At 71.8% G+C, this 19,332-nt stretch carries 17 protein-coding genes; 11 read left to right on the plus strand and 6 right to left on the minus strand.

What is annotated here, in order from left to right:
• Positions 1-60: 60 nt before the first annotated feature.
• Positions 61-768 (minus strand): spermidine synthase, encoded by a 708-nt coding sequence (locus ABZ887_RS18315; RefSeq protein WP_361290078.1) that lies wholly within the window; start codon positions 766-768, stop codon positions 61-63.
• 254 nt (positions 769-1,022) lie between these two features.
• Between ABZ887_RS18315 and ABZ887_RS18320 the strand changes: the two genes are divergently transcribed.
• The gene (locus tag ABZ887_RS18320) at positions 1,023-1,868 is read left to right on the plus strand and encodes a rhomboid-like protein (RefSeq protein WP_361290081.1); all 846 of its coding nucleotides are present in this window, start codon (positions 1,023-1,025) and stop codon (positions 1,866-1,868) included.
• Between the two features lie 4 nt (positions 1,869-1,872).
• On the opposite strand, the gene ABZ887_RS18325 is transcribed toward ABZ887_RS18320, so the two are convergent.
• Complete coding sequence (locus tag ABZ887_RS18325; RefSeq protein WP_361290084.1) at positions 1,873-3,387, minus strand: sulfatase; 1,515 nt, start codon at positions 3,385-3,387, stop codon at positions 1,873-1,875.
• Between the two features lie 395 nt (positions 3,388-3,782).
• Positions 3,783-4,535: a GNAT family N-acetyltransferase gene (locus ABZ887_RS18330; RefSeq protein ID WP_361290454.1), complete on the minus strand. Its 753-nt coding sequence runs from the start codon at positions 4,533-4,535 to the stop codon at positions 3,783-3,785.
• A 235-nt stretch (positions 4,536-4,770) separates the two neighbouring features.
• Between ABZ887_RS18330 and lon the strand changes: the two genes are divergently transcribed.
• On the plus strand, positions 4,771-7,191 hold the full coding sequence (gene lon / locus ABZ887_RS18335) for an endopeptidase La (protein WP_361290087.1): 2,421 nt from the start codon (positions 4,771-4,773) through the stop codon (positions 7,189-7,191).
• Positions 7,192-7,263: 72 nt separating this feature from the next.
• Here the strand turns inward: lon and ABZ887_RS18340 are convergent, their stop codons facing one another.
• Positions 7,264-8,079 (minus strand): lysozyme, encoded by an 816-nt coding sequence (locus ABZ887_RS18340; RefSeq protein ID WP_361290090.1) that lies wholly within the window; start codon positions 8,077-8,079, stop codon positions 7,264-7,266.
• A gap of 278 nt (positions 8,080-8,357) precedes the next feature.
• On the opposite strand from ABZ887_RS18340, the gene ABZ887_RS18345 reads away from it, so the two are divergent.
• Positions 8,358-8,849 carry a MarR family transcriptional regulator gene (locus ABZ887_RS18345; RefSeq protein ID WP_361290093.1) on the plus strand — a complete coding sequence of 164 codons (492 nt, stop codon included), beginning with the start codon at positions 8,358-8,360 and terminating at the stop codon, positions 8,847-8,849.
• A gap of 79 nt (positions 8,850-8,928) precedes the next feature.
• Here the strand turns inward: ABZ887_RS18345 and ABZ887_RS18350 are convergent, their stop codons facing one another.
• Positions 8,929-9,717 (minus strand): hypothetical protein, encoded by a 789-nt coding sequence (locus ABZ887_RS18350; RefSeq protein WP_361290096.1) that lies wholly within the window; start codon positions 9,715-9,717, stop codon positions 8,929-8,931.
• A 396-nt stretch (positions 9,718-10,113) separates the two neighbouring features.
• Here ABZ887_RS18350 and ABZ887_RS18355 point away from each other — a divergent pair, with 396 nt between their 5' ends.
• The 8 genes from ABZ887_RS18355 (at position 10,114) to ABZ887_RS18390 (ending at position 18,289) form a co-directional block, all read left to right on the plus strand.
• Entirely contained in the window at positions 10,114-12,993 is a 2,880-nt protein-coding gene (locus ABZ887_RS18355; protein WP_361290099.1) for a nitrate- and nitrite sensing domain-containing protein, read from the plus strand.
• Positions 12,990-13,493, plus strand: coding sequence for a roadblock/LC7 domain-containing protein (locus ABZ887_RS18360; RefSeq protein ID WP_361290102.1), 504 nt, complete (start codon positions 12,990-12,992; stop codon positions 13,491-13,493). The genes ABZ887_RS18355 and ABZ887_RS18360 overlap by 4 nt, the downstream gene beginning before the upstream one ends.
• On the plus strand, positions 13,490-13,912 hold the full coding sequence (locus ABZ887_RS18365) for a DUF742 domain-containing protein (RefSeq protein WP_217561068.1): 423 nt from the start codon (positions 13,490-13,492) through the stop codon (positions 13,910-13,912). The genes ABZ887_RS18360 and ABZ887_RS18365 overlap by 4 nt, the downstream gene beginning before the upstream one ends.
• Positions 13,893-14,528: an ATP/GTP-binding protein gene (locus tag ABZ887_RS18370; protein ID WP_361290105.1), complete on the plus strand. Its 636-nt coding sequence runs from the start codon at positions 13,893-13,895 to the stop codon at positions 14,526-14,528. The genes ABZ887_RS18365 and ABZ887_RS18370 overlap by 20 nt, the downstream gene beginning before the upstream one ends.
• A gap of 42 nt (positions 14,529-14,570) precedes the next feature.
• Positions 14,571-15,827: a styrene monooxygenase/indole monooxygenase family protein gene (locus ABZ887_RS18375; RefSeq protein WP_361290108.1), complete on the plus strand. Its 1,257-nt coding sequence runs from the start codon at positions 14,571-14,573 to the stop codon at positions 15,825-15,827.
• A gap of 177 nt (positions 15,828-16,004) precedes the next feature.
• Positions 16,005-16,658 carry a TetR/AcrR family transcriptional regulator gene (locus ABZ887_RS18380; RefSeq protein ID WP_361290111.1) on the plus strand — a complete coding sequence of 218 codons (654 nt, stop codon included), beginning with the start codon at positions 16,005-16,007 and terminating at the stop codon, positions 16,656-16,658.
• Complete coding sequence (locus tag ABZ887_RS18385; protein ID WP_361290114.1) at positions 16,651-17,007, plus strand: hypothetical protein; 357 nt, start codon at positions 16,651-16,653, stop codon at positions 17,005-17,007. Before ABZ887_RS18380 ends, ABZ887_RS18385 begins: the two co-directional genes overlap by 8 nt.
• A gap of 139 nt (positions 17,008-17,146) precedes the next feature.
• Positions 17,147-18,289 (plus strand): NlpC/P60 family protein, encoded by a 1,143-nt coding sequence (locus ABZ887_RS18390; RefSeq protein WP_361290117.1) that lies wholly within the window; start codon positions 17,147-17,149, stop codon positions 18,287-18,289.
• 49 nt (positions 18,290-18,338) lie between these two features.
• Here ABZ887_RS18390 and ABZ887_RS18395 read toward each other — a convergent pair whose 3' ends face one another.
• Positions 18,339-19,277 carry a diiron oxygenase gene (locus ABZ887_RS18395; protein ID WP_361290120.1) on the minus strand — a complete coding sequence of 313 codons (939 nt, stop codon included), beginning with the start codon at positions 19,275-19,277 and terminating at the stop codon, positions 18,339-18,341.
• Between the last annotated feature and the right edge of the window lie 55 nt (positions 19,278-19,332).

Consider the following 19,332-nt stretch of genomic DNA (forward strand, 5'->3'; position numbering starts at 1 on the left):
GATTGACGCTTGAATGATCCGCGTCAGGGATGCACATTACGGTGACAGGAGGCGCACTCGCTATCCAGGGCGGACGGCAAGGTGAACGACGTCCGGAACGCCCCGGGCAACCGGGATCTCTTCGGTACGCACCCGTTGGAACCCGGCATTCCGCAAGGATCCCTCGAATTCCGCAGAGGGCTGCGCCGACCATACGGCCAGTACCCCGCCCGGCCTCAACACCCTTGCGCAGCCCGCGAGTCCGGCCGGTGAGTAGAGCCCCTCGTTGCCCTCGTCGACGGTCCAGCCAGGCCCGTTGTCGATGTCCAGGCACAGTGCGTCGAACGTGTCCGATGTCTCATGGACGTAAGTAACCAGATCGCTCCGGACGATCGTTGTCCGCGGATCGTCGAACGCACGGGCGGAGAACGGGGAGAGCGGGCCGTCCCGGTGCCAGCCGACGATCGCCGGCTCCCGTTCCACGACCGTGATCCGCCCCCAGCGGGGGTCCTGTGCGGCATGGGCGAGCGAGAACCCGACGCCCAGCCCGCCGATCAGCACCGCCGGTTCGCTCCGCCCGTCCAGCGCCTGGCGGGCGGCATCCACGAGCAACCGCTCCGAGCGGCCGTCGGAGGTGTCCATCAGGAAACAGCCGTTGGCGATGATCTGCAGGAGCTCGCCGTGTCTGCGCAGCACCACCTCGCCGTACGGCCCCTCGCGCCGGTCCAGGACGACGGGAGAACCAGTGGGGCCGACCTGTGCGGAGGTTGCGGAGGCTGAGCTGGTCATGGCGGCCATCCTGCCCCAACAGGGCTTTGCGGCCACGCGAATTACGGGTGGCGGGCAGCCGCACGGGTGTCACCCGTTCGAGGGGCCGCCCGGCGCTTCGCGCCCAAGGGTGACCGGAGGCGGCTCGTATGGTTCCTCCTGACCCCTCTTGATTCTTCAGAAAATCCTGTGAATCGTCCCCCGGGTGGCCTCGGTCATAGACAGCGCCTCCTGGCACGGCGAAGGGTGGGGTGAAACGGAAGGAGCGCCTCACCGTGGAACGGACCGCGAGGGCCTCATCGACGCCCACGCCCGAGCCCCTTCCCGCCGGGGACGTCGCCGCCCTCCTGGACGGCGTGCCCCGCCAGCGCGGCCCGGTCGCGACCCCCGCCCGGGCAACCCCCCGCCCCGCCTTCCCGTCGTACGCCTGGCGCCCGATCGCCAGGCGCCTGCTGCCCTGGCGGCTGCTCCCCACCCCCACCGGCACCCCGGTCACCTTCACCTACACGGCGCTCCTGGCCCTCACCTCGCTCTTCGCGAGCTGTGCGAGTCCCGGCCTGCTGCACGCGCTCTACCAGGACTCCAGCACCGACGTCGCGCACCTGCTGCGCACCCCGGTCTTCGTCCTGCTGGCCAGTGCGCTGTGGATCGCGGGCGGGCTGCTGTCGCCGTTCGCCCTGGCCTTCGTGCTCGTCCTGACCGCGCTGGAGCGGCGGATAGGGGGTGCCCGCGCGATCCTCGTCTTCCTGACGGGCCATGTCCTCGCGACGCTCGCGACCGAGGTACCGGTCGGCCTCGCGGTCCTGGCCGGCCACCTCCCCGACACCTCCCTGCACCGCCTCGACTACGGCATCAGCTTCGGCGTGGCCGCCAGCATCGGCGCGCTCTCCGGCCTCCTCGCCCCCTGGCTCCGCTGGCCGCTGCTCGCCCTGGTCGGCTACAGCCTCGTCACCGACCTCATCGCCTTCCAGGACCCGATGACCGACTGGGGCCACGTGATCGCGCTGGCCATCGGGACAACGCTCTGGCCGGTGGTACGACGCTGGCGGCAGGAGCGGGCCCAGGAGCGGACCCAGGACCCGGCCGTCCCCGGCGCCGCCCCTGTCGCCGTCGTCGGCTGAGCCCTCAGGCGCGCCGCGCCGCCGCCAGGCCCTGCGCCAACTCCGGGATGCCGAGGGCCGCTTCCTCTTCGGCCGTGGCGCCGTGCAGGCGGTTGGTGAGCTGGTACGGGTCGGCGGCCAGGTCGTAGAACTCGCGGAAGAGGACCGCGCCGTCGCCCTGCGTGGGCCGGCCCTGCCCGTCGAGGCGGGTGCGGTAGTACTCCGTGTACTGCGTGGACCTGCCGACATGGGTGGCCCAGGTGTGGATCGGCTCCTTGTCCTGCCGGTTCCACCACCACTCGGCGAGGAGGAGGTCGCGGTCGTTGCGGGCGTCGAGGAGCGAGTGGCCGTCGTGCGGGGTGTCCGGGGTGATGCCGGCCGCGTCCAGGAAGGTCGGGGCGATGTCGACATGCCCGGTGAGCCGGTCGTCGACGGTGCCCCTGCCCAGGCCGTGCGCCGGCCAGGACAGCCAGAACGGCACCTCCAGACTCGGCCGGTACGGCACCGACTTGCGCAGCCAGCCGTGGTCCGCCCAGCACAGCCCGTGGTCGCTGGTGTACAGCACGAGCGTGTTCTCCAGCTGGCCCAGCGCGCGCAGCTTGTCCTGGAAGTCCCGCATCGCGTCGTCCACCGACAGCAGGGTGCGCAACTGGCGCCCGCGCAGCGCCTTCCCCTGGTCGTACGTGTGCTGCGCGGTGCGCAGGAACGGCGGCTTGTCGGTCTTGTCGCCCTCGTACACGGATGGCCGGCCCGGCCACTCCGGCACGCGCGCGTCCGCGTACTTCCGCTCCGGGATGTTGAGTTCGTGCGCGCTGCGGGTGGCGACGTACGCGAACCAGGGCCGGGTGTCGGTCCGGGACCTGTCGATGAAGGCGAGGGCGCGGTCCCGGATGACGGTGGTGTTGTAGCCGGGGATGTTCCGGACGGTGCCGTTGTCGTTGTAGTGGCCGTCGTAGTAGGCCACGGGCTCCTGCAGCAGCCACTCGTCGAAGTGCGGCGGGTTGTCGCCGGTGTGCCAGTAGTTGAGGTACTTGCCGAACAGGCCGGTGCGGTAGCCGGCCTCGCGCAACTGGCGCTGCACGGTGGTGTGCTGGTCGAGGTGGTACGGGTGGCGGGTGTCGAGGACACCGTGGTGGTGCGCGTACCGCCCGGACATGATCGAGGCCCGCGAGGGCGCGCAGAGCGGGGTGTTGGCGTGCGCCCGCGTGAAGGTCACGCCCTGCCCGCCCAGCCAGTCGGCGGTACGGCGGATCGCCCAGTCCGTCTCCTTCGGCTGGTCGTCGGTGAGGACCAGGAGGATGTTCGGGCGCGGGTCCGTGCGGGGGAGAGGGGAGGCCGTCGAGGTCGGCGAGGCCGGGGCCGCCGGGGGGCGGCTGGCGACCGGTGCCGCGGGGGCGGTGCGGGCGGGGGTGGGGGAGCCGGGGCCGTCGTCCATGGCCCGCAGGGTCAACGGGACGGTGGCGCCGGCCGCGACGACGGCGGCGCCGGTGAGCACGGCACGCCGTGCCGGCCGCCTGGGCGCCGACTGCTTCTCAACCATGTTTCCCCCGAGCCCCGTTGTGTGCCGCCGCCGTTCACTGTGAATCTGCTGGCAGTTTCGGCTTCTTTCCTGTGAGTTGCGTTGCGGTGGTGTAGCGGTGGCCTTGCGGAGTCATGGCAGTCGCGTGGGAGGCGGATGCCGGCCCTTCTTCTCTTCCCTCCGCAACGGTGCCCAGCGCCGACGGCGTTGTCCGGCGGTGCCTGCCTGGCGGGGCCACTTGCCGTAGTGGGTGCCGGGCGGTTGCCGGGTGCGGGTGCGCTGTGGTGGCTCGCGCAGTTCCCCCCGCCCCCTTGGGGCGCGTTTCAGCGGGCCGGGGGGGCAACGCCGCGGCTGTTCGCGCCCACGCGGCGGTAGCCGCATATCGAATACAGCCCCGCGCCCCTTTGGGGCGCGTTTCAGGCGGTCGGGGTCCACACATACGGCGTTGTCGTTGTCATTGCTGTGAAGCCCAGTCGTTTCAGGATCGGGGTGCTGTCGTCGGAGGCCTCGACGAGGAGGTAGGGCGCGTTGCGGGCCGCCGCGCGGGTTGCGCGGAGGGCCACCAGGGCGCGGTAGATACCCTTGCCGCGCCACTCGGCCAGCGTGGAGCCGCCCAGCAGCATGGCGAAGTCCGTGCCGGGGCGGAAGGCGACCCAGGCCGCCGACACGACCTCGCCGGCCGCCTCGGCCACGAACACCTCGTTGTCGTCGGGCGCGACCGTGAGCCGGCCCCTGAGGTAGTCGGCGACCCACGCCATGTCCTCGCCCCACACGGCGGTCTCCAGCGCGGCGATCCGCTCCAGGTCCGCGTCGGCGGTGACCCGGCGCAGGACCACCTCCGGGGGGAGCGCCGGGGACTGCACGGCCAGGTCCGCGACCGGGGCGGCCACGACCGTCTCCTGCGGCTCGGGCACGAAGCCCGCCGCCCGCAGCCGGTCGGGGAGGTCCGCCGGGTCGTCGTGCCCGCGCGTCTTCCACTCCACCGCCTCGCCGCGCGCCGCGAAGAAGTCCCGCTGCCGGGCGATCAGCGCGTCCAGCTCGGGGCCGCGCACGCCGCCCCAGTCGCGCGGTCCGGTGACGAAGCCGCGGTGCTGGCCCACGACCCGGAGGACGGGCCCGTCGTGCTCGTAGGTGATGCCGGGCGCGGGGACGGGCTGGACGGCGCGCATCTGGGCGTCGTAGGCGGCGAGCCAGGCCGCGGTGGTGTCGGTGTCGGTCACCGGCCGACCGTACGGGGAATGCGCCCGTGCCGATCAACTGTTTTTCGCGGTGTACGCATCCGCCGTATCCCCCGTACGGCCAGGTCGGCAGCCGATCGCTGACAGCGAACGCACGCTTGGGAACATTCGGTGGCTCACATGCATTGAGTCGGCATAACTCAAGTTGACTGCCGAAGGGGAGATCATGGCTTCGACGTCCGCATCACTCACCCTCCCTGTGCTGCCTCTCGACGGCGAGGTCGTGCTGCCCGGGATGGTGGTCCCGCTGGACCTGAAGGACGCTGATGTACGCGCCGCCGTGGAGGCAGCGCAGGCCGCCGCCCGCACCGAGCCCGGCAAGCCCAGGGTGCTGCTGGTGCCGCGTGTCGACGGGACCTACCCGGGCACCGGTGTGCTCGGGACCATCGAGCAGGTCGGCCGCCTCGCCGACGGCGACCCGGGCGCGCTGATCCGCGGCCGCTACCGGGTACGCATCGGCGCCGGTACGACCGGCCCGGGTGCCGCCCTGTGGGTGGAGGGCACCCGTATCGACGAGAACGTCCCGGACCCGGTGCCCGGTCATGTCACCGAACTGGTCAAGGAGTACAAGGCCCTCGCCACCGCCTGGCTGCGCAAGCGCGGCGCCTGGCAGGTCGTGGACCGGGTACAGGCCATCGACGACGTGTCCCAGCTCGCCGACAACTCCGGCTACTCGCCCTTCCTGACGACCGAACAGAAGATCGAGCTGCTGGAGACCGTCGACGCGGTCGCCCGGCTCAAGCTCGCCACCCAGCAGCTGCGCGACCACCTCGCCGAGCAGGACGTGGCCGAGACCATCGCCAAGGACGTCCAGGAGGGCGTCGACAAGCAGCAGCGCGAGTTCCTGCTCCGCCGCCAGCTGGAGGCGGTCCGCAAGGAGCTGCGCGAGCTGAACGGCGACGCCGCGAAGGACGGCGAGGAGTCCGACGACTACCGCGCCCGCGTGGAGGCCGCCGACCTGCCGGAGAAGGTCCGGGAGGCCGCCCTCAAGGAGGTCGACAAGCTGGAGCGGTCCAGCGACCAGTCGCCCGAGGGCTCGTGGATCCGCACCTGGCTGGACACGGTGCTGGAACTGCCGTGGAACGAGCGGACGGAGGACGCGTACGACATCCAGGGCGCCAAGGCGATCCTGGACGCCGAGCACGCCGGCCTGGAGGACGTTAAGGAGCGGATCACCGAGTACCTGGCGGTGCGCAAGCGCCGTAACGACCGGGGGCTCGGAGTCATCGGCGGGCGCCGTGGCGGTGCCGTGCTGGCCCTCGTCGGCCCGCCCGGTGTCGGCAAGACCTCGCTCGGTGAGTCGGTCGCCCATGCGATGGGGCGGAAGTTCGTCCGCGTCGCCCTCGGCGGCGTCCGGGACGAGGCGGAGATCCGCGGTCACCGCCGTACGTACGTCGGCGCGCTGCCCGGCCGGATCGTGCGGGCGGTCAAGGAGGCCGGTTCGATGAACCCGGTCGTCCTGCTCGACGAGATCGACAAGGTGGGCTCCGACTTCCGCGGCGACCCGGCCGCGGCCCTGCTCGAAGTCCTGGACCCGGCGCAGAACCACACCTTCCGCGACCACTACCTGGAAGTCGAACTCGACCTGTCCGACGTCGTCTTCCTCGCCACCGCCAACGTCCTGGAGGCGATCCCGGAGGCCCTGCTCGACCGTATGGAGCTGGTCCGCCTGGACGGCTACACCGAGGACGAGAAGGTCGTCATCGCCCGTGACCACCTGCTCCCGCGCCAGCTGGACCGGGCCGGTCTCGGCAAGGACGAGGTGACGCTCGACGAGAGCGCGCTGCGCAAGCTCGCCGGCGAGTACACCCGCGAGGCGGGCGTCCGCACCCTGGAGCGCTCGATCGCCCGGCTGCTCCGCAAGGTGGCCGCGCAGCACGAACTGGGCGAGCGGGAGCTGCCGTTCACGATCAAGGACGAGGACCTGCGGGCCCTGATCGGCCGGCCGCACCACGTGCCCGAGTCCGCGCAGGACCCGGCCGAGCGGCGCACGGCGGTCCCCGGAGTGGCGACCGGCCTCGCGGTCACCGGCGCCGGCGGCGACGTCCTCTTCGTCGAGGCCTCCCTCGCCGACCCGGAGACGGGCGCGGCGGGTCTGACCCTCACCGGTCAGCTGGGCGACGTGATGAAGGAGTCGGCGCAGATCGCCCTGTCCTTCCTCCGCTCGCACGGCGCCGAACTGGAACTGCCGGTCGGTGACCTGAAGGACCGGGGCGTGCACATCCACTTCCCGGCGGGCGCGGTGCCGAAGGACGGCCCGAGCGCCGGCATCACGATGACGACGGCCCTCGCGTCGCTGCTCTCCGGGCGGCTGGTCCGCACGGACGTGGCGATGACCGGCGAGGTCTCGCTGACCGGCCGGGTGCTGCCCATCGGCGGCGTGAAGCAGAAGCTGCTCGCCGCCCAGCGCGCCGGGGTGACGACCGTCATCATCCCGAAGCGCAACGAGGCCGACCTGGACGACGTCCCGGCCGAGGTGCTGGACAAGCTCGACGTCCACGCCGTGACCGACGTCCGGCAGGTCCTGGAGCTGGCGCTCGCGCCCGCCGTGAACGGCGCGGTGCCGGAGGTTCCGGTAGCGGCGTGACGGACGCTGCCGGAAGCAGAGGGCCCGGGTCCCCGCGAGGGGACCCGGGCCTTCGCCCTGCGCGTCAGCCGGTCACCCGTTGGCGAATGCGACCACCCGGTCGACGGCCCCGTTGAACTTGTCGTGGTCCCCGACCGTCGGTCCGGTCGAGGTGTACTGCCACATCGTGTACGTGGACCAGCCGGCCGGCAGCGTGCCCACGTCCGAGGCGTACCGGGCGACCCACAGCGGGTTGTTGGCGCCGAAGCCGCTGTAGTTGCCGGTGCAGTCCTTCCACCAGCTGGTCGCCGTGTAGATGACGGCGGCCCGGCCCGTCCGGGCCTTGTACCGGTTCAGGAAGTCGGTGATCCAGGTGACCATCCCGCTCGCGGATTTGCCGTAGCACGCTCCGCCGTACGGGTTCCACTCGATGTCGAGGACGCCGGGCAGGGTCCGGCCGTCCTGGGACCAGCCGCCGCCGTGGTCGACGAAGTAGTCGGCCTGGGTGGCGCCGCCCGTGGTGTCCGGGGTCGCGAAGTGGTATGCGCCGCGGGTCATGCCGACGTCGTAGGAGCCGTTGTACTGCTGGGCGAAGTAGGGGTTGGTGTAGTACGTGCCTTCCGTGGCCTTGGAGTACGCCCATCTGACCCCGCTGCTCAGCAGGGTCGGCCAGGCGACGTCGCCCTGGTAGCTGGCTACGTCGACACCCTCGGTCTGGGTGGCGAGGCCGGTCTTGGGCGTGCCGCTCTGGCCGTCGTGGGCCAGGACGCCGATGCCCATGTACGCCGAGCCGCGGACCGGGACCGCCGGGCCGGACGCGTCGGCGTGGGCGGGGAGCGGGGAGAGCGCCGCGAGCAGCAGCGTGAAGAGGGTGGTGAGGAGTGTGGGGGTGGGTCTGTGCACGGGCATGACGTGCCTCCGTGGGGTGAGGTGAAGATCCCAGATATGCCAGAGGCGGTCGGTCTACGCGGCGCGACACGACGCGGTGTCACACGGCGTGACCCCAACCGCTGGCGTGGGCATGCCATCAATTTCCTGGGTGCAGACGCTACGCACGGTGCGGACCCCGGGGGAAGGGGGTCCGGAGGCTGCCGTTGGTCTGAGCCTGCGGAATACTTGGCGAGCTGCGGCGATGACGGGGATTGACGGAAACTTTCAGGACTGTGAAACCGATCAGGGGTGCTGACGTGCACGAGGACGAACAGGGCGACGGACACCGCCCCGCCACCGGGTTGACGCCGAGCGGCGCGGACCAGGAGTTCCTGGCCCTGGAGCGCGAGTTGACGGTGCTGCTGCGCCGCGCCCGGGCCAGCCAGGGCGAGATGGCCCGGGAGGTCCACCCCGACCTGGAGTCCGCCGCGTACGGACTGCTCGTGCGGCTCGACGAGTGCGGCGGCCAGCGTGCCACCGAACTGGCCGGCTACATCGGCGTCGGCAAGGCCACCATGTCCCGCCAGCTGCGCGCCCTGGAGGAGCTCGGCCTGATCGCCCGGGAGCCCGACCCGGCCGACGGGCGAGCCTGGCTGGTCGCCCTCACCGACGAGGGCCGGCGCCGGGTCGGCACGGTCCGCGAGGCCCGCCGCGGCCGCTACGTCCGCCAGCTCGCCCACTGGGACCGCAGCGAGGTCGCGGAACTGGCCCGGCTGCTGCAGCAGTTGAACGGCGTCATGGCGAAGTAGCCGCCACGCCGCCACGCCGTCATGCCGCCGCGCCGTGCTGCCGTGATGCCGCCGCGCCGTCACGTCGCCACCGGGAGCCTCACAGCTCGACGTACACCACCGTCGCGTCGTCGTGCGTCTTGCTCCGCCGCAGGAACACCCGCTCCTCCCGGTCGGCCGCCTCCAGCTCCCGCACCCGGTCGACCAGCGCCCGCGCCCCCTCCTTGCGGACGACGTCGAGGAGGGCCGTCCAGTCGCCCTCGCGGAACCTCTCCGTCCAGCGGGTCGCCCCGTCCGTGAGCGCGGCCAGTGCGCGGACCTCGGCGCGGGGCACGGTCCCGGTGACCGCGCGGGCGGCCACCGAGGGGTCGGCGGCGGCCGTGAAGAAGCCGCCCTCCCGGTTGCGGACCGTGGCGTCGGCGATCGCGTCCGAGGCGAGCGAGGCGCGGGGCACGCGGTCGAGCCGGTCGTCCAGGACCGGGGTGACCGTGCCGGCGGGGGACCTCAGGAGCAGCGCGGAGTCGGACAGGACCAGGAACTCCACCGTCTCCTCGGACCAGCGGCTCAGCACGACCGTCGCCTGGGGCGTACGCGGGTGAGAAAGGTCACAGGTGTCACCGTGTGCGGCCGCCGTGCGGTCGATCGCCCGTTCGAGGATCTCCCGCAGCGTCAGATCTCCTCGCGAAACGGTCAGTTCGGTCAGCGCGCCGCCCAGTCGCGCGGTGAACCAGGGGACGGAATGCAGACACCCGGTGCCGTCCCGCGGCGGGGTGACCCCGTCCAGGACGATCAGGCAACCCCCCTGCCCCGAGGCGGGAAGCCCGACACCGGCGAAGTCCTCGTTGGGGCGGTCGGCGGCGCCGGGTTCCGAAACGACGTCAGTACGCATTCGGCCAGTCTGCACGACCCCTCCACAGGCTTCACCAAAGGCTGGCAACGACCTTGGAATTGATGCGGTCCCGCAGGTCAGCCGCCTGTTTTGGGAGGGAATGACGCACTCCGGGAAGGTGCGGTGGCGAATCCTGCCAAAGCCCGCCGTCCGCGTCCAACCGGCCAGCCGGAAAAGGACCCCGCACGGTCCGCCGGAACTTGCCCGCCAACTCCCCTCCGATGTTCACTCCTTCGGGTGGCGGCTGGAGCGATGCGAGACCACCGCCCACCGGCGCTGGGAGGGTCGGGGACCGTACGAATCGGGTGCACGCACCACTTGGCACCGAAATGCCGGGGATTATGACGGGGTGCCACCCAACCCCTTGGGTACACGAGTTCAGGAATGCGAGCACCGGTGCAGAAGACGCGGCCTCGGCGCGCAGGCAAGAAGACGGCCTCCGAAACGGGCGCCGCGGCCCCCGTCGGCACCGGCCGCCCCAAGCACGTCCGCACCCGGCTGATCCTGGCCGTGGCCGTGGTCGCCGCCGCGATCGCGGGGGCCGGAGCGCCCGCCCTGCTCACCGCCTCCGGGCAGCTGAGCGACTCCCAGGACCTGGTGACCCTGGCCGGCCGCACCCAGGACGCGCTGGCCCTCGCCAACTCGCTGGCCGACGAGCGCGACGAGGTCACCTCCTACATCGCGGCGGGCCGCCCCAAGTCCAAGGCGCCCTCGGAGGACCGCAGCGCCCGCGTCGACCGCCAGGTCGAGGACCTGCGCGCGGACACCGACGCCCCCGGCTGGCTGCGCACCGACCTCGACGGCATCGCCGCCGTCCGCCGAGCGGCGCTCACCGGCAAGAGCACGGCCCTCGAAACCCACGAGGCGTACACGCAGACCATCACCGAACTGCACCGGCTCGCCGAGGAACTGGCCGAGCAGATGCCCCCGAGGGCCGGCTCCGGCGCCTACGCGCTCGCCGAACTGGACTCCGCCGTCCAGCAGTCCGCGGCGGCCCGGGGCCTGCTGCTCGCCGCCCTGAACATCCCGAGCACCACCCAGACCACGATCGACCCGATCACCGGTCTGTCCACCACCAGCACCACCACCTCCGAGGCCGACAAGAAGCAGCGCGAGGCGCTCGCCGCCGCCGCCCAGCAGGCCCGGCTGCGCGCCGACGCGGCCCTCGCCGACTTCCGCGACACCGCGCCCAAGACGGCGGTCGACTCGTATGACTCCACGGTCACCGGCAACGACGTCAACGACGCCGACAAGTACCTGGCCGCCCTCACCGACCAGCCGACCCTCTCCGACGACGACCTCGGCACCGGCACCAAGAAGCTGGACGCGGCGCTGACCGCCCGGGTCGAGCTGATGCGCGGTGTGGAGTCGGCCCTCTACGACCGCCGCACCAAGGACCTCGCGGGGCTCCGCGACGACGACGTCACCGCGCTGGAGATCCGGGTCGCGGTGCTCGGCGCCCTGATGCTGGTCGCGGTCGGCATCGCCACGGCCATGGCCCGCACCCTCACCCGCCCGCTCTCCGTGCTCCGCCGGGGCTCGGCCCGCCTCGCCGAGGCAGAGGACCCGCGCACCGCGGAACCGATCGCCTTCACCGGCCGCAACGACGAGTTCGCCCAGGTCGTCCGCTCCGTCAACGCCCTGCACGCGCACGCCGCCGAGCTCTACGACCGCATCGCCACCCTGGAGACCGACCGCAAGCACCTGGTCGGCCAGCGCCAGAAGATGGCCGACGCCCGCGAGGAACTGCGCGCCGAGGTCACCGACGCCGCCGGCCAGCTGGAGCGGCTGCGCACCAGCATCGGCTCCACCTTCGTCAACCTCGCGCTGCGCACCCTCGGCCTGGTCGAACGCCAGCTGGCGGTCATCGAGACCCTGGAGGAGCGCGAACAGGACCCCGACCGCCTGTCGACCCTCTTCAAGCTCGACCACTTCGCCACGGTCATGCGCCGCCACAGCGAGAACCTCCTGGTCCTCGCCGGCACCGAACACGTCCAGCAGCACGCGGGCCCGATCCCGCTGGTGGACGTCGTCCGGGCCGCGGTCAGCGAGATCGAGCGCTACGAGCGGGTCCGGATCGCGTCGCTCCCCCCGCACGCACACGTGGCCGGCTTCGCCGCCGACGACCTCTCCCACCTCCTCGCCGAGCTCATGGAGAACGCCACCGCGTCCTCCCCGCCCGACGTCCCCGTCGAGATCTCCGGCTGGCTGCTGGAGAGCGGCGAGGTCATGCTCTCCGTCCAGGACGAGGGCATCGGCATGACGGCCGACCGCATGGTCCGCCTCAACGGCCGACTCGCCGAGTTCGACCCCGAGTCGCCCTACGACCAGGAGGGCGAGGACGGTCTCGGCCTCGGCCTCTACGTGGTGGCCCGGCTGGCCCACCGGCACGGTGTCCGCGTCCAGCTGCGCGAGCAGAAGCAGGGCGGGGTGGCCGCGGTCGTGGTCCTGCCCCAGCCGCTGCTGGCCAAGGCCCCGCCGGCGGTCCCCTCGGCCACGACGACCCCGGCCGGCGCCCACGCCTTCTCCCTCCCCGGCGCGGACGCGGAGGTCAACTCCAACGTCCTGTACGGCCGCTCCACGTCCGGCGACCTCCTGGTGACGCTGGCGGAGAAGGCAGTACGGGAGGCGGACGAGCAGCCCGCCCACGAACAGGCGGCCCCGCCGAAGCCGGCGGCCCCCGAGCCGACGGCCCGCCCGAAGGCGCCCGCGGAGACGTTCGCCGAGACGACGATGGAACTCCTGGTCCCGCTGGATCCGGAGCCGGGTACGGGGGCGGGCCCGGCCGGAGAGCCGGCGCACCCTGCCGACGCCGAGACGCGGACCCGACCGCAATCCGCCGACGTCGAGGACCACGCGCGACCGCTGCCCGCAGCCGCCGGCGGCGAACTCGCCCCACTGGGGCCACCGGCACTTGACCACGAAAGCCGCACGGGTGGTGCGGGTCGGAACGAAACCGCCGAAGGCGAAGCCGAGGCGGATGATGACGAGGTCACCAGCAAGGGCCTCCCCAAGCGCACGCCCAGGATCACCGCTCCCGCCCCACCGCCCCGCCAGCGCAGCACCGGCGTCGACGCGGACGCCCTCCGCCGCAGGCTCGGTGGCTTCCGCCGGGGCGCCGACGCCGGCCGGCGTGACGTGGAGGCGGAGATCGCCGAGCAGACGGGGCAGAACAAGGTGCCGAGCACCGCAACAGCCGTATCCGCAACAGCCGTACCCGCAACAGCCGTATCCGAAGAAGCCACGGGGGGCACTGTCGAGGAGGCAAGCAGTTGACCGCGCCCAGTACCTTCGGACTGAGCAGTGAGGCCCGCAACCTGCACTGGCTGCTGAGCAACCTCATCGAGGAGGTGCCCGGTATCCAGTCGGTCGCCGTGGTCTCCTCGGACGGGCTGCTCCTGCTCTCCTCGGACCCCGGCCGGAACGAGGAGGCCCGCGAGGCCAGGAACGAGAAGCGGAAGGGCCCGCGCGGCTCCTCCGCCGACCTCGCCACCATCGTCTCCGGCATCGGCAGCCTCACCGTCGGCACCGCCAAGCTGATGGAGTTCGGTCCGGTCAAGCACACGATGGTCGCGATGGACGAGGGCAGCCTCTTCGTCATGTCGATCAGCGACGGCTCGCTGCTGGGTGTGCACGGCAGCGCGGAGTGCGACATGAGCGTGGTGGCATATCACATGGCACTGTTCGTCGGCCGCGCCGGCCACGTCCTCACCCCCGAACTCCGCACCGAGCTACGCCAGTCACTGGAGGCCGACGCGCCGAGGAGCGGCCGATGAGCAACGCGCCGAAGAACCGCAGGCAGAACCTCCCCGTACGCGGCGGCGACCGCAAACCCGCCCGCGTCCGCCCCTACTCGCTCACCGGCGGCCGTACCCGCTTCGGCCACGTCCTGCTGGTCGAGACTTTCGTGGCCGCCCTTGAGGCCCCGGAGGAGCGCAAGGAACTGACGAATGGTTCCCTCAACACCCGGGTGATGCCGGAGATGCGGGCCATCGTCGAACTGTGCCGCCGTATGCGCACGGTGGCCGAGATCGCCGCGCTGCTGAAGATGCCGCTCGGTGTGGTCCGGGTCCTGCTCAGTGACCTCGCGGACCAGGGAAAGATCCGTGTGTACGGCACCGGGACGGGGCACGGCGCCGGCCGCCCGGACCGCGCTCTGCTGGAAAGGGTGCTGAGTGGACTACGCCGTCTCTGACGTCACCGGCGTCAACCCGCTCCTCGACGGGGAGGAGCAAGAGCGGTCCTGGCAGACGGACCGCAGCCGGGCCCCGATCGCCACGAAGATAGTCGTGGCCGGCGGCTTCGGCGTCGGCAAGACCACGCTGGTCACGGCCGTCTCGGAGATCACGCCCCTGCAGACCGAGGCGCTGATGACCGAGGCGAGCGAGGAGACCGACGACCTCACCGCCACGCCCGGCAAGACGACCACCACCGTGGCCATGGACTTCGGCCGCATCACGCTCGACGACGACCTGGTGCTCTACCTGTTCGGCACGCCGGGCCAGCAGCGGTTCTGGTTCATGTGGGACGACCTGGTGCGCGGCGCGATCGGCGCCGTCGTCCTCGCGGACACCCGGCGCCTGAAGGACTGCTTCCCGGCGCTGGACTACTTCGAGAGCTGCGGGCTGCCGTACGTCGTCGCGGTCAACCACTTCGACGGCAGCGAGCGCTTCGAACCCGAGGACGTGCGCGAGGCATTGACGATCCCTCCGCACATACCTGTAATGATCATGGACGCCCGCCGTCGGATCTCGGCCATCGAGACACTGCTGTCCCTGGTCGCCCACGCGCTGGACGAAACCCCCGAGTAGCACCCCGGGTAGATCTTCTGAACCCTTAGGAGCCACCACCGCATGCGGAAGATACTCGTCGTGGGGGCCGGCCAGTCCGGTCTCCAGCTCGCCCTCGGCCTCCTGTCGCACGGCTACGAGGTCACCCTGATGTCGAACCGGACCGCGGACGAGATCCGCTCCGGGCGGGTCATGTCGACGCAGTGCATGTTCCACACGGCACTGCAGCACGAGCGCGATCTCCAGCTGAACTTCTGGGAGTCCCAGGCCCCGAAGATCGAAGGACTCGGCGTCTCGGTCGCGGCCCCCGGCTCCTGGGCCGAGGGTCCCGCGGCCCGTGCCATCGACTGGGTGGGCAAGCTCGACGGGTACGCGCAGTCGGTCGACCAGCGGGTGAAGATGGCCGGCTGGATGGAGACCTTCGCCCAGCGCGGCGGCCAGCTGGTCATCCACGGCGCGGCCGTCGGCGACCTGGACTACTTCGCCCGCACGTACGACCTGGTGCTGGTCTCGGCCGGCAAGGGCGAGCTTGTCTCCATGTTCGGCCGTGACGCCTCCCGCTCCCCGTACACGGAGCCGCAGCGCGCCCTGGCCGTCTCCTACGTCCACGGCCTCGGCCCCCGCCCCGAGCACCCGGACTACTACGCGGTCCGCTGCAACCTGGTCCCCGGCGTGGGTGAACTCTTCGTCATGCCGACCCTCACCACCTCCGGCCCCGCCGACATCCTCTTCTGGGAGGGCATACCCGGCGGCCCGCTGGACGTCTTCAACGGCGTCAAGGACCCCTCGGAGCACCTCTCCCTGACCCTGGAACTCATGGAGCGGTACACGCCCTGGGAGCACGCGCGGGCCGGCAAGGTCGAACTGACCGACGCCGGCGGCACCCTCGCCGGCCGTTACGCCCCCACCGTCCGCAACCCGATCGGCCGCCTCCCCGGCGGCGGCCTGGTCCTCGGCGTCGCGGACGTCGTCGTCGCCAACGACCCGATCACGGGCCAGGGTTCCAACTCCGCCGCCAAGTGCGCCGCCTCCTACCTCGCCTCGATCCTCGAGAACGGCGAGAAGGAGTTCGACGAGACCTGGATGCAGGAGACGTTCGACCGCTACTGGAACACGGCCCAGCACGTCACCAAGTGGACGAACGCCATGCTGGCACCCCCGCCGGAGCACATCCTCAACCTGATCGGCGCCGCGGGCCAGCTCCCTCCGGTCGCCGACCGCTTCGCCAACGGCTTCAACGACCCCTCCGACTACGAGAACTTCTTCTACGAGCCGGAGAAGACGGAGGCGTACCTGGCCTCGGTGGCCGCCGGCGCCTGATCCGTTTTCGGCCGCGGGTGCGTGGGGGTTGCTCGCGCAGTTCCCCGCGCCCCTAAAGGGGCGCTTGCGCAGCCCCCTGCTTCTAGGGGCGCGGGGAACTGCGCTACCAGCCACGACGGCGCCGCACCCGACCGGCTACCGTCGCGGCCCCCCGAGCGGAGCGCATACGCTGATCTCATGAGCCCGCAGGCCGCCACCCCCGCCTACCGTAGGCTGTCCGTCGAGGAGCGGCGCAGTCAGCTGCTCGACGCGGCCCTCTCCCTCTTCGCGCACCGCGTGCCGGAGGACGTGTCGCTCGACGACGTGGCGGAGGCGGCCGGGGTCTCCCGCCCCCTGGTGTACCGCTACTTCCCCGGCGGCAAGCAGCAGCTCTACGAGGCCGCCCTCAGGTCGGCCGCCGAGGAGCTCGAGCACTGCTTCGACGAGCCCCGTGAGGGCCCCCTCCTGCCCCGTCTCGCCCGCGCCCTCGACCGCTACCTCGCCTTCGTCGACCAGCACGACGCCGGCTTCAGCGCCCTGCTCCAGGGCGGCAGCGTGGTCGAGACCTCGCGGACGACGGCGATCGTGGACGGCGTACGGCGGGCCGCCGCGCAGCACATTCTCAGCCACCTGGACGTCGCCGCCCCGGGCCCCCGGCTGCGGATGACCGTCCGGATGTGGATCACCGCCGTCGAGGCGGCCTCCCTCATCTGGCTCGACGAGGACAAGCAGCCGCCCGTCGACGAGCTGCGGGACTGGCTGGTCGACCAGTTCGTCGCCGTACTCAGCGTGACCGCGCGCCGCGACCCGCAGACCGCCGCCCTCGTCGACGCCCTCGCGGCGGATGTCTGAAACTGGTGCCGTGAAGAGTCAGGACACCCCCTTCGAGGGCGGCCCCATGGACGGGCGGGTGCTGCCCGTGCTGCTCGGCATGACCGGCCACCCACCGAAGACGTACCGCATCCCGGTCCCGGACCCGGCCGGCGGGCCGCCCACGGTCCTGGTCTACCGCCGCGTGTCCCGCGGACAGAGCAAGCGCCTGGGTCTCTCCCAGGGCTGGAAGTACGAGTACGCCCCGACGGGCAGGGGCGGCGCGGCGGGCGGCGGCAGGCCGAAGTGGCCGTGGTCGAAGCCGGACCCGGACCCGGCCCCCGCACCGGACGCGACGCCACCCGGCGGGCCGGACGACGCCCACGAGTGACACCGACCGGTGACACCGTCGGGTGATATGACTGGGCCGAATCGCCGCACTCGCCGCGCGGGCCACGCATACACGTCTGATAATCACGTGATCATCGCGATGTGGAACGGAGAGACCGTCCCGCATCGGAGGTGATGACGTGCCAGGAAGGTTTCTGCGTCTGGCCTGTACGGCCGCGGTGGCGGCGGCCCAGGCCGTCCTCACGCCCCTGCCCGCACTCGCCGTACCCGACCCGGGGCGGCCGGTCGCCGAGCTGCTGACGGACCTTCAACAGGCGTACCGGCAGGCCGAGCAGGCCACCGAGACCTACAACGCGGCCGAGGAGCGGCTGAACCGGCAGCGCACCGAGGTGAACCGGCTGAACGGCGAGCTGACCGAGGCCCGGCTCTCCCTGCACAGCAGCAAGGACGAGGCGGGCCGGCTGGCCCGGCAGCAGTACCAGAGCTCCACCGGGCTCTCCCCGTACCTCCGCCTGCTCCTCGCCCGCGACCCGCAGCACGCGCTCGACGAGGGCCATGTCATCGGCGAACTGGCACGCCGGCGGGCGAAGACGGTGGGCCGGCTGGCCGACGACGAGCGCAGACAGGCCGACCTGACCCGCCGGGCCCGCAGGGCACTCGACACCCGGCTTGCGCTCGCCGAGGGGCAGCGGAAGCAGCGTGACGAGGTACGGGCCCGCCTCTCCGACGTGGAGCGCATGCTGGCCTCCCTCACCCCCGACCAGCTCACCGCCCTGGCGGACCTGGAGCGGACCGAGACGGCGAACGCCCAGCGGAACCTCACCACGTCCGGCACCCTGAGCACCACCACACCGCCCCCCTCCCCGGAGGGCGACCGTGCGGTGCGCTACGCGGTGCGGCAGCTGGGCAAGCCGTACCGGTGGGGCGCGGCGGGCCCGGCGTCGTACGACTGCTCGGGCCTGACCTCGCAGGCCTGGGACCACGCCGGCACATCCATCCCGAGGACCAGCCAGGAACAGTGGGCCGACCTGCCCCACGTCCCCCTGAACCGCCTCCGCCCCGGTGACCTGGTCGTCTACTTCCCCGAGGCCACCCACGTAGCCCTCTACCTGGGCGACGGCAAGGTGGTCCAGGCCCCCCGCCCCGGCGCCAGGATCAAGGTCTCCCCGATCGCGGCGAACCCGATTTTGGGTGCGGTACGCCCGGACCCGAAGGCCGAGCCGTTGCCCCGCTACGCGCCCCCGAAGCTCCCGGAAGCGGCGACGGACGGCCCGGACGAAGCCTTCGGAACTTCACGGCCGACAGTCCCGACACCCACGTAAGGGGCGCGGGGAACTGCGCGACAAGCCCCCACCCACCCGCACCCGACCCTCAAGCCAGCAGCCCCGAGCTCCTCCACAACCGCCGCCCCGCCCCCCGGAGAATCCCGATGTCGTCCAGGAAGTCGGTCAGCCGCTTCGCGCCCGTCTGCATGACCTCCCGCCGATGCCCGCTCGCCCGCACCTGCGCAACCGCCTCCCGCCGGTCGAGGCCCACGTTCGTGTAGACCTCCGGATTGACGAAGGCGACCGCGAACACCCGGGCGAACTCACCGGAGGTGACCCGGGTGAACTCCTGCGACCACCGGGGCGCCGTCACCATCTGCCGCCGCAGCTCCTCGCGGGCGTACCGCACGTGCCGGGCCTCCTCGACCACGTGGATCCGGGTGACCCCGCGGACCAGCGGCTGGACCCGCTCGTCGGGGAAGGTCAGCCGCTGCATCCAGTCGAGGACCTCCTCGCCCAGCAACGTGGCCGTGAACGACCCGGGCGTGGTCGAGATCGTCTTGAAGAGGCGGCCCAGGTTCTGGTGGGCCCGGCTCACCGGGTACCAGGGCGCGTCACCGCGCGCTATCAGCCGCGCGAACATCTTCGAGTGCCGGCACTCGTCCTCGATCTCGGTCAGCGCGTAGCGCACATGCGCACTCGTCGCCGACTTGTCGTAGATGTGCCGGACCAGCAGCTGCATCAGGATCAGCTCGAACCAGATGCCCAGCGAGGCCAGCGCGGCGGCCTCGTGCTGGGAGAGCAGGATCCGCTGCTCCTCGGACATCCGCTGCCACATCGGCGTGCCGTACAGCGACACCAGCTCCGGCGGCCAGAACCACTTGCCCTCCTCGAAGGGCGCGTCCCAGTCCAGCTCCTTGTCCGGGTCGAAGGAGTGCTTCGCGGAGGAGACGAGCAGCCGTTCGGCCACCTGCTCGCGGTCCTTGAGCAGGCCGAGCGCGTCCCGCAGTCCGTCGACCGCGTCGGCTTCCGTCAGGGTCGTCATGGCTCCCTCACCTCGTTACCCGGGGGTATGTCGTCGTCCGCTCTTATGAGACCGC

The sequence above is a fragment of the Streptomyces sp. NPDC047061 genome (genome assembly GCF_040643955.1).
Taxonomy (GTDB): Bacteria; Actinomycetota; Actinomycetes; order Streptomycetales; family Streptomycetaceae; genus Streptomyces.